The sequence below is a fragment of the Thermotoga sp. genome (genome assembly GCF_021162145.1).
GTDB lineage: Bacteria > Thermotogota > Thermotogae > Thermotogales > Thermotogaceae > Thermotoga.
Genome location: NZ_JAGGZH010000033.1, coordinates 1 through 8,476 on the forward strand (window position 1 = coordinate 1; position 8,476 = coordinate 8,476).

Annotated in this window: 9 protein-coding genes; 4 read left to right on the plus strand and 5 right to left on the minus strand. The window is 47.0% G+C overall.

Going from position 1 to position 8,476, the window contains the following annotated elements; translation table 11 throughout:
- The 5 genes from J7K79_RS02730 to J7K79_RS02750 all read right to left on the minus strand — a co-directional run.
- The coding region (locus J7K79_RS02730) for a NuoF family protein (RefSeq protein ID WP_296904940.1) at nt 1-1,596 on the minus strand (1,596 nt) is incomplete at its 3' end.
- Complete coding sequence (gene nuoE, locus J7K79_RS02735) at nt 1,589-2,074, minus strand: NADH-quinone oxidoreductase subunit NuoE (protein WP_296904914.1); 486 nt, start codon at nt 2,072-2,074, stop codon at nt 1,589-1,591. The genes J7K79_RS02730 and nuoE, both read right to left, overlap by 8 nt.
- A gap of 12 nt (nt 2,075-2,086) precedes the next feature.
- Nucleotides 2,087-3,226 (minus strand): SpoIIE family protein phosphatase, encoded by a 1,140-nt coding sequence (locus tag J7K79_RS02740; protein ID WP_296904916.1) that lies wholly within the window; start codon nt 3,224-3,226, stop codon nt 2,087-2,089.
- Nucleotides 3,213-4,775 (minus strand): [Fe-Fe] hydrogenase large subunit C-terminal domain-containing protein, encoded by a 1,563-nt coding sequence (locus tag J7K79_RS02745; protein ID WP_296904918.1) that lies wholly within the window; start codon nt 4,773-4,775, stop codon nt 3,213-3,215. The genes J7K79_RS02740 and J7K79_RS02745 overlap by 14 nt, the downstream gene beginning before the upstream one ends.
- Complete coding sequence (locus J7K79_RS02750) at nt 4,768-4,995, minus strand: NAD(P)H-dependent oxidoreductase subunit E (RefSeq protein WP_296904920.1); 228 nt, start codon at nt 4,993-4,995, stop codon at nt 4,768-4,770. Before J7K79_RS02750 ends, J7K79_RS02745 begins: the two co-directional genes overlap by 8 nt.
- A 280-nt stretch (nt 4,996-5,275) precedes the next feature.
- Here J7K79_RS02750 and J7K79_RS02755 point away from each other — a divergent pair, with 280 nt between their 5' ends.
- The 4 genes from J7K79_RS02755 to J7K79_RS02770 form a co-directional block, all read left to right on the plus strand.
- A complete protein-coding gene (locus J7K79_RS02755) occupies nt 5,276-6,424 on the plus strand; it encodes an inositol-3-phosphate synthase (RefSeq protein ID WP_296904922.1) in 1,149 nt (382 codons plus the stop codon).
- Between the two features lie 40 nt (nt 6,425-6,464).
- The gene (locus J7K79_RS02760; protein WP_296904924.1) at nt 6,465-7,193 is read left to right on the plus strand and encodes a sugar phosphate nucleotidyltransferase; all 729 of its coding nucleotides are present in this window, start codon (nt 6,465-6,467) and stop codon (nt 7,191-7,193) included.
- Nucleotides 7,187-7,804: a CDP-alcohol phosphatidyltransferase family protein gene (locus J7K79_RS02765; RefSeq protein ID WP_296904938.1), complete on the plus strand. Its 618-nt coding sequence runs from the start codon at nt 7,187-7,189 to the stop codon at nt 7,802-7,804. Before J7K79_RS02760 ends, J7K79_RS02765 begins: the two co-directional genes overlap by 7 nt.
- Nucleotides 7,805-7,836: 32 nt before the next feature.
- A partial coding sequence (locus J7K79_RS02770) for an ABC transporter ATP-binding protein (protein WP_296904942.1) occupies nt 7,837-8,476 on the plus strand: 640 nt, incomplete at its 3' end.

An 8,476-nucleotide genomic window follows, 5' to 3' on the forward strand; every position in this document is an offset into this window, starting at 1 on the left:
CCCACAAAGGGAGGCTATCTTTATCGTCTTTGAAAGGCGTTCCAGAGATTCAAGATCCTCGTAGGTTGCTTTCCCGTGAGTGAACTTCTCCAGTATGTTGTACGCCTGCATGGTACCTTCTCTACATGGAACACACTTTCCACAGGACTCTCTCTTTGTAAAATCGAGGAAAAACCTTGCAACTTCAACCATACAGGTTTTCTTCGTGATTACGACGATCCCGCCAGAACCGACCATGGCGTCTGCCTTCTTCAAAGTATCGTAATCCAGGGGCATGTCCAGGAAATCTTCGGAGAGACACGCACCGGATGGTCCTCCTATTTGAACCGCTTTGAACTCTTCTTTCTCGACGAAACCACCACAGATGTTGTAGATGATTTCTCTCAAGGTTGTCCCAAACTCGACTTCGATGATACCGGTGGCCTTCAATGGGCCTGCAACAGAGAACATCTTGGTACCTGGAGAGTTCTCTGTACCACGTTTTCTGTAGTTTTCCACACCATCCCTCAGTATCCTTGGAATGTTCGCATACGTTTCTACGTTGTTGATGAGAGTGGGTTTCCCCCACAGACCTGACTGAGCCGGGAAGGGGGGTTTTGGTCTTGGCATTCCTCTTTTTCCTTCGATCGATGCAAGAAGGGCTGTCTCTTCACCACACACGAACGCACCAGCACCTTCTTTTACTTCCAGATCGAAGGAAAAACCTGTTCCGAGGATGTTTTCTCCGAGGAGTCCAAGTTTTTTAGCGTCTTCTATAGCTTTTCTGAACATCCTGACGGCAAATGGGTATTCAGCCCTGATGTAGGCGTACCCTTTTTGAGCACCAACCGCATAGCCTGCTATGATCATTCCTTCGAGAATAAGATGAGGGTCTCTTTCCAGAAGTGTCCTGTTCATGAACGCACCGGGGTCTCCTTCGTCTCCGTTGCACACAGCGAATTTCACATCCCCCTTGGCCTTCCTCGTATACTCCCACTTGAGGCCCGTCGGGAATCCTCCACCTCCTCTTCCTCGAAGGCCGGAAGCTTTCACCGTCTCTATGATCTCCTCTGGTGTCATTGAGGTGAGAGTTTTTACCAGTGATCGGTATCCTCCCCGTGCGATGTAGTCGTCTATACTGTCACACTCGGACTCTCCAATTGCTTCCATTATGTAGAAGTCTTGATTTTTGAAAAGCGTCGTATCTTCTATTCTGGGTACTTTCTTTCCCGTGGCGGGATCTGTCAGGAACAACCTTTCAACTGGTTCCCCTCTGAGGACGGTCTTTTCCACGATCTCCGGTACGTCCTCTGGTGTCACACCCGAGTAGAAGAATCTGTAGGGCATGATCTTCACAAGGGGTCCTGAAGAACACCTCCCACAACAACCCGTTCGATTCAAGCTAACCTTGTCGTCACCCATTCCCTCAAGCGCTACACTTCCAAGGAGTCCTCTTTTTTTCAGTTCCTCTTCAAAAGCCCTGTAGACTTTCAGAGCACCCTTTGCTGTACAACCAGTTCCGACACACACGTATATAGAAGTATTGCTGAGCTTTCTTTCTCTCAGCTTTTTCCGTTCGTCTGCGTACCGGAAGAACTCCTCAATACCCTTAAGCATCGGCACTCTCCCTCTCTTTCTCTTTTATTTTTCTGAGGATTTCTTTCACCTTCTCACCGGTGAGGTTCCCGTACACTTCACCGTTGATCACCATAACAGGAGCGAGGGCACATGCCCCAAGACACCCCACCTGATCGAGACTGAACATGAGGTCCTCTGTGACATTTCCAGGGATGAGGCCTGTTTCCTCTTCGATCGCTTTCAAAACTTCCGGAGAGCCGGCCATGTGGCATGCCGTTCCATCGCACACCACGATGGCGTACTTCCCTTTCGGCTTGAGCGAGAACTGCGCATAAAACGTTGCAACTCCGTAGATCTTTGCCGGAGGAATTCCCGTGGCCGTACTCACATAGTTGATCACATCTTCCGGAAGATACCGATAGAGCTCTTGGATTTCGAGGAGGATCTTTATCAGGTTTTCTCTTTTGTATTCATACTTCCTCAAGATCTCCTCAACTTTGTCGAAGTGCCTTTCCAACATCAACACCTCCTAGTAGTATTGAACATTCGCGATCTTTCCTCTTTCCTGGAGAATGCGAGCGATGTCCTTCACTATCCTGAACTTCAAAGATATATCGTGGCTGAAAAGAGGATTCTGATGTGCTGGATTTATCGCCCTTCCGACGAAGAAGTTGATCTCATCCGCCTCCAGGAGAGCTTTGACCAGAACTTTTGCTCCGTACCCCACATTCTCCGCCTGTCCTTCGAGATATCTGAAAACCTGTGTCAAAGTGACGATTCCTTCGGTTACAAGCTCTATTCCCTCCATTCGGCCGATCGGTGGCGAGTTTTCCGAGAACGTGTAAAGGTCTATCTCTATCTTCTTCCCGGTCACCCTCTCGAAGATCTGGCCTGTGGTACCTCCGCACACGATCTTTTTCCCTGGAAGACTCAAAAATTTTTTCACGCATTCTCCATCTTCTTCTTTTTTCTCTGGTGGACCTATGAACAGGTTCAGAACGCGTTTTTCTCGAAATCTTAGGCAAGCGACGAGCGTGTCATCTCCTTGAACATTTCTGTCAAGTCTTTCAGCGAGCTTCACAAAGTGCTTCACTATATCATCAGGTTCCACATGATTTCTGAGAAGGTGTTTCATTTCAATTTCTATGTTCCTCTCGCCAAATCCCAGCGGGAAGAGCTCCGTTCCCATTCCCGCTTGAGAAAGGCCATCCGTTGCCAGAAGAAGGGTCATGTTTTCTTTTGGTTTGAAACCCCAGATGAGTACTTTCCTACTCCCTATTTCGATCTTCTGTTTCTCAATAGAGATCCTTTCGCCCCCTTCAAAGAGCATCACCACCGGAAACTCGTACTCCACAACGGTGCATATCTCTTTTCCGAAATCACAGACCACCGAACACAGGTTGGCGTAGCTGATCCCCCTCACCTGGCAGACGGGAAGTGTGGCGAGGATGGTCTTGAACACGTCTCTCACGGGAAGCCCATTTGCCAGCATGGTGGTCGCAATCGTCGCCGTGAGTGTCGAGAGGATCCTCGCCTTTATACCCCTTCCCAGACCGTCCGAAACACTCACTGCCACTTTTTCGCTATCTTTCCTCACCCTTATCGAATCTCCGCACACTTCTTCTCCTCTTTTGTTCTTGGATGCGAAGTATATATCACAGGTCAGCATCTTTTCCCTCCATGAATCTTCTCAGTTCCACGAAGCTGCTTTTCGTTTCCGCTATAGACTCACCCAGTATCCCTGCTATCTCCTGAGCAATCCTCATTTGCTTGTTCAACATCTCCTCGACCTTGTTCAGGGTTTCCCCCTTCAGCCTGCTCAGTTCCTCTTCCTTCAACTTTTCCTGTGTGATGTCCACAAGCATGAGGACTTCCTCACCGTCTTCTAAGGTGAACCTTTTCGCAAAGAAAAAGTTTCTGTCATCGAGTTCGATAGTGTCTCCCACTTTCTTTTTTGCCTGTTCGATCAAATCTTTGCTTTTTTGCAGAAGAGTCTCTGCCGCTTTGTTTTTGTAGACGATCTTCCCTTCCTTCAGAACGAAAACGGCGTTAGGTGACTCTTCCACGACTCTGTAACTCGAAGATCGTACAAGGTCGAGAAGGTAGATGAAACACATCTCCTTTTCCGCTTTCCCGAGAACAACGGCTTTTGCTTTCTCGCGACACGTGTCGTAACCGCAGGCACCACAGTTCAGTTCCTTTCTGGAATCATCTTTTCCGATCGAAATAAGAACCTTTCTTATCTCGTCTTCCGAAATTTCCTTTTCACATGATCTGTTAGTGTACTCTCTGAAGGTATCGAGATCAAGTTCAATAAGTTTTGGTTCTTTCGGTAGTTTCCTCTGCCACTCTGCAATTCTTTCCTTTCCACCGGATCGTTTCTTCATCACGGGTCCGTTGAGACAACTTCCAAAGCACGCTGAAGCCTCCATGAACATACCGGTATACTCCTCTATCCTGGAAAAGACTTCAATCAAATTTTCTACACCTTCCACCACCATCTTTCTTTCCCAGGGGACCATTGAGGTGTAACCTATACCGTCTGTTACGGGATAAAACCGGGCTCTATTCGGATAAGGACCATCGGGAAGGGTTTCTTCAGCGTCTTCTTCTAAGATTTCTTCCACTTCTTCAAAGGTAAGCACAACGTCAACGAGGTCACTTTCTTTTTTCTTTGCTATGCACGGTCCCAGGAACACGACCGGGTAATTTCCATAACGCATCTTTAGAAACTTCGCGTGCACCATGAGGGGAGAATCAACCGGTGCGAGAAATTTAAGGACGTTCGGGAAGTGTTTTTCTGCAAGGTTCACAACCACGGGGCACGCTGTCGTCACGACGGGCCCATCGCTTTTTTCAAAGACCTCCACGTACTTCCTTGAGACGATCTCGGCTCCCAGAGCTGTTTCTTGAACAACCATTGCTCCCATCTTTTTGAGAGCACCAATCACCTTCAGGGGATTTTCGAAGTAGGCAAAGAACGAAGGAGCTATGGAGACAAGAAATGGTTTTTGAAGGTTTAAAAATTTCTCTATATCCTTTCTATAGCTCCTTGCGTTCTGGGGACAAACCTCCAGACATGTTCCGCAAAATATACATTCTTCCTCTACAACAACGGATTTTCCCGACTTGAAGGATATGGCTTTGATGGGACAGTTTCTCAAGCATTTGTAACAGTACCTGCAATCTGTGTCTTTTGAAAATATGAGTTCAGGCATCCCGTAGCACCTTCTTTAACAGTTCTTCCACGTTTTCAGGGGATACACCAGTGAACAAACGACCGTCTATTTCAACGCAGATACCCTGAGAGCACCTTCCAAAACAAAGGGAACCGTAAAGTTTAAAATTGTACTTTTTCTGTAGCTCTTTGAGTTTTTCAACCAGCTGGTAAGAACCCCTCAGATAGCAGGAACTGCCCATGCACACCCGGATGGTCATCTACATCCTTCCTTTTTTCAATATCGTGAACCTTTTCACGTTATATTTTTCACTATTATGGGGATAAAGTCAAGGGAATATACCATATTGTTACTTTATTCACAAAAGACGTAAACGCTGTATATCTCAGACTGTTAACATTGACGAAAAGCAATAGAAATATATGATTGTAAAAACATGGTATAATAGAGTTGGCTCTTACTCTAAACTTCCTCCACCACAATTCCTTTCCCAAGACAAATCATTAGTGCAAAAAAACACAGGTGGGAGGTGAGGACACATGATCAAAGTCCTGATCCTTGGACAGGGCTACGTGGCCAGTACCTTTGTCGCGGGTTTGGAAAAGCTCAAAAAAGGAGAGATCGAACCTTATGGTGTACCCCTTTCAAATGAGCTTCCCATCGATTTTAAAGATATCGAGATCGTTGGAAGCTACGATGTGGACAAAGCGAAGATAGGAAAAAAGCTGAGTGAGGTTGTGAAACAGTACTGGAGCGATGTGGATTCTCTGTCTGATGATCCTGCTATCTCCAAGGGAGTACACCTTGGGAGTGTGAAAAACCTTCCTATTGAAGCGGAAGGTCTTGAGGGCAGCATGACTTTGAAAGAGGCCGTCGACAAACTCGTTGATGAGTGGTCAAAACTCGATCCCGACGTGATCGTGAACACCTGTACCACCGAGGCGTTCAAGCCTTTCGGGAACAAAGAAGAGTTGCTCAAGTCCATAGAAAACAACGACAAAGAAAGACTCACAGCCACACAGGTGTACGCTTACGCGGCCGCACAGTACGCGAACAAGCGTGGTGGGGCTGTCTTCGTGAATGTGATACCAACTTACATAGCGAACGACCCTGGGTTCGTCGAGCTTGCAAAAGAAAGCAAACTTGTTGTCTTTGGAGACGACGGAGCAACAGGTGCCACACCTTTCACAGCGGACGTATTAAGCCATCTTGCCCAGAGGAACAGGTATGTCAAGGACGTCGCGCAGTTCAACATAGGTGGAAACATGGACTTTCTCGCACTCACCGATGAAGGAAAGAACAAAAGCAAGGAGTTCACAAAATCAAGCATTGTGAAGGACATCCTGGGTTACGATGCACCCCATTACATAAAACCGACTGGTTACCTCGAACCTCTTGGAGACAAAAAATTCATAGCGATCCACATCGAGTACACGAGTTTCAACGGAGCAACTGACGAACTCATGATAAGCGGAAGGATCAACGACAGTCCAGCACTTGGAGGGCTTCTCGTGGATCTTGTGAGACTCGGAAAGATCGCTCTCGACAGAAAGGAGTACGGAACAGTTTACCCGGTGAATGCCTTCTACATGAAGAATCCCGGGCCGTTCGAAGAGAAGAACATACCGAGGATCATCGCTTACGAGAAGATGAGGATCTGGGCTGGATTGAAACCAAAATGGTTATAAGGGGCTCCAGCCCCTTTTTCTGTTTCATGGAGGTGGTTCGGTGAAGGAAGCAATTGTGCTGGCATCGGGTTTAGGAAAGAGGCTCAGAACGGTCACAGGTGATATGCCGAAAGTCTTCTACAAGTTCAGCGGGTGTGAACTGGTGAAATATCCCATCATTTCATTCATGAAGAGGGGCGTTGAAAGATTCGTTCTGGTGGTTGCAAAAGGGCACAGGGAGTACGGAGAGAAGATCCTGAGAGATTTGAACGTGAGGGGTGTTGTAGTGGAGAACGAAAGAGTGGAGCTTGGAAACGCTTATTCTTTCTTTCTGAGCGAATCGTACGTGGAGAGTGGGAGATTTTTCCTGTCATGCGGAGACTCGCTTTTTCTCCCCGAAGCTTTGGATGGAGCGTTCAGCGATGATGATTTTCACATAAAGCTTGGTGTAAGCAAAGTCGATAGCCTTGTTGACACAAAAGAAGCGAGTAAAGTTCTGACTGACGAAGATGGGAATATCATCAAGATCGGAAAGAAGATACAGGAATACAACTACCTGGATACAGGTGTTTTTGTCATGACTGAGGAAGCTTTTCGTCTTAAGGAACATTTCTCCTGGACAGAAGAGATCTCTCTCTATCATGTCCTGCAGAAGGCCGTTGATCTTGGAATGATCGTGAGGGTGTTCGACTTTGGAAACTTGCCGTGGACGGAATTAGACTCACCGGAGGATCTGAATGAAGAAGTCTACAAGTTGATGGAAAAGATAAGGGAGGGGATACCGTGCTGAGAAAATCAACCGACGGGTGGGTCTCCTCTTTCATAAATAGAAGGATCTCCACGGCGATTACTCAATTCATCCTTAAAAGGAGCTGGAACGTGACCCCGAATCAGATGTCCCTGATCAGTTTTGTGGTTGGGATGATTGCTTTCCCGTTCTATTTACTCAAGATTCCATGGCTTGCTGGAATACTGATTCAGTTCTCTTCCATTCTGGACGGAGTGGATGGGGAAATAGCTCGGGCCAGGAACATGAGCTCGGATTGGGGAGGATTTTTCGATACGATGCTCGACAGGTTCGTTGACATCACAGCCATTCTCGGCATTGCGATCTACGGATATCTTGAAGGTAGTTTTTCCTTTTCTCTCCTCTTCTGGTCACTTTTTGCCGTCAGTGGCTCTTTGATGGTGAGTTATCTTCACAGCGTTGGAAAAGTGTTCGGAACACATCCAGCACTGGTTGGAAAATTCTTTGGTTTTGCTTCTAGGGACGTCAGACTCTTTGTAATTTTCCTCTTCTCACTTTTTGGAATGTCTCTCCCCGCCCTCATGATTGTTTCAATGTTGTCGTACATTTACACTATAGGAAAGTTTGTGGAACTTCTCGTTCTGAACAGATGATTTCGTGTTAGACTTTCTTTGAGGTGATGAACGTGCTCGAGCTGGTTGATGTGTGGTACGAGGTAGGAGAAAATGCCATTTTGAAGGGAATAAACGCAAGATTCGATGCGCAGAAGGTCTACTCCATACTAGGAACCAACGGAGCAGGGAAGAGCACCCTGGCGTACCTGATCATGGGGCTCGAGGGATACAAACCCACTAGGGGCAAGATCTTACTGAATGGTGAGGATATTACAGATTTGTCCGTGACAGAAAGGGCAAGGAAGGGACTTACTCTCATGTGGCAGGAACCTGTTCGCTTCACAGGGATAAAAGTGAAGGATTATCTAACCTTGGGTGGAAAAAGGAGAGTTTCAGGCGAGGAGCTAAGCCGAGTTCTAGAGATAGTAGGGCTGAACCCATCTCTCTATCTCGAGAGAAGTGTTGATGAGAAGCTGAGTGGAGGCGAGAGAAAACGTGTGGAACTCGCCAGCGTTCTCCTTATGAAACCCAGGTATGCAATACTGGATGAACCGGACTCCGGTATAGATATCATGAGCCTTGAGATGATAGAGAGGGTACTCTCAGAAATCGTGAGCTCAGGTGGTTCTGTAATTCTCGTCACCCACAGAGAGGAAATCGCCCTTGAGAGTGATTACGCCTATCTCATCTGTCACGGAACGATTCTGAAGC

What these genes read in the sequence shown, in the direction of transcription:
- J7K79_RS02745 (WP_296904918.1), bottom strand. Translation starts at nt 4,775, where the DNA reads ATGCCTGAACTCATATTTTCAAAAGACACAGATTGCAGGTACTGTTAC.
- J7K79_RS02750 (WP_296904920.1), bottom strand. Translation starts at nt 4,995, where the DNA reads ATGACCATCCGGGTGTGCATGGGCAGTTCCTGCTATCTGAGGGGTTCT.
- J7K79_RS02740 (WP_296904916.1), bottom strand. Translation starts at nt 3,226, where the DNA reads ATGCTGACCTGTGATATATACTTCGCATCCAAGAACAAAAGAGGAGAA.
- J7K79_RS02755 (WP_296904922.1), top strand. Translation starts at nt 5,276, where the DNA reads ATGATCAAAGTCCTGATCCTTGGACAGGGCTACGTGGCCAGTACCTTT.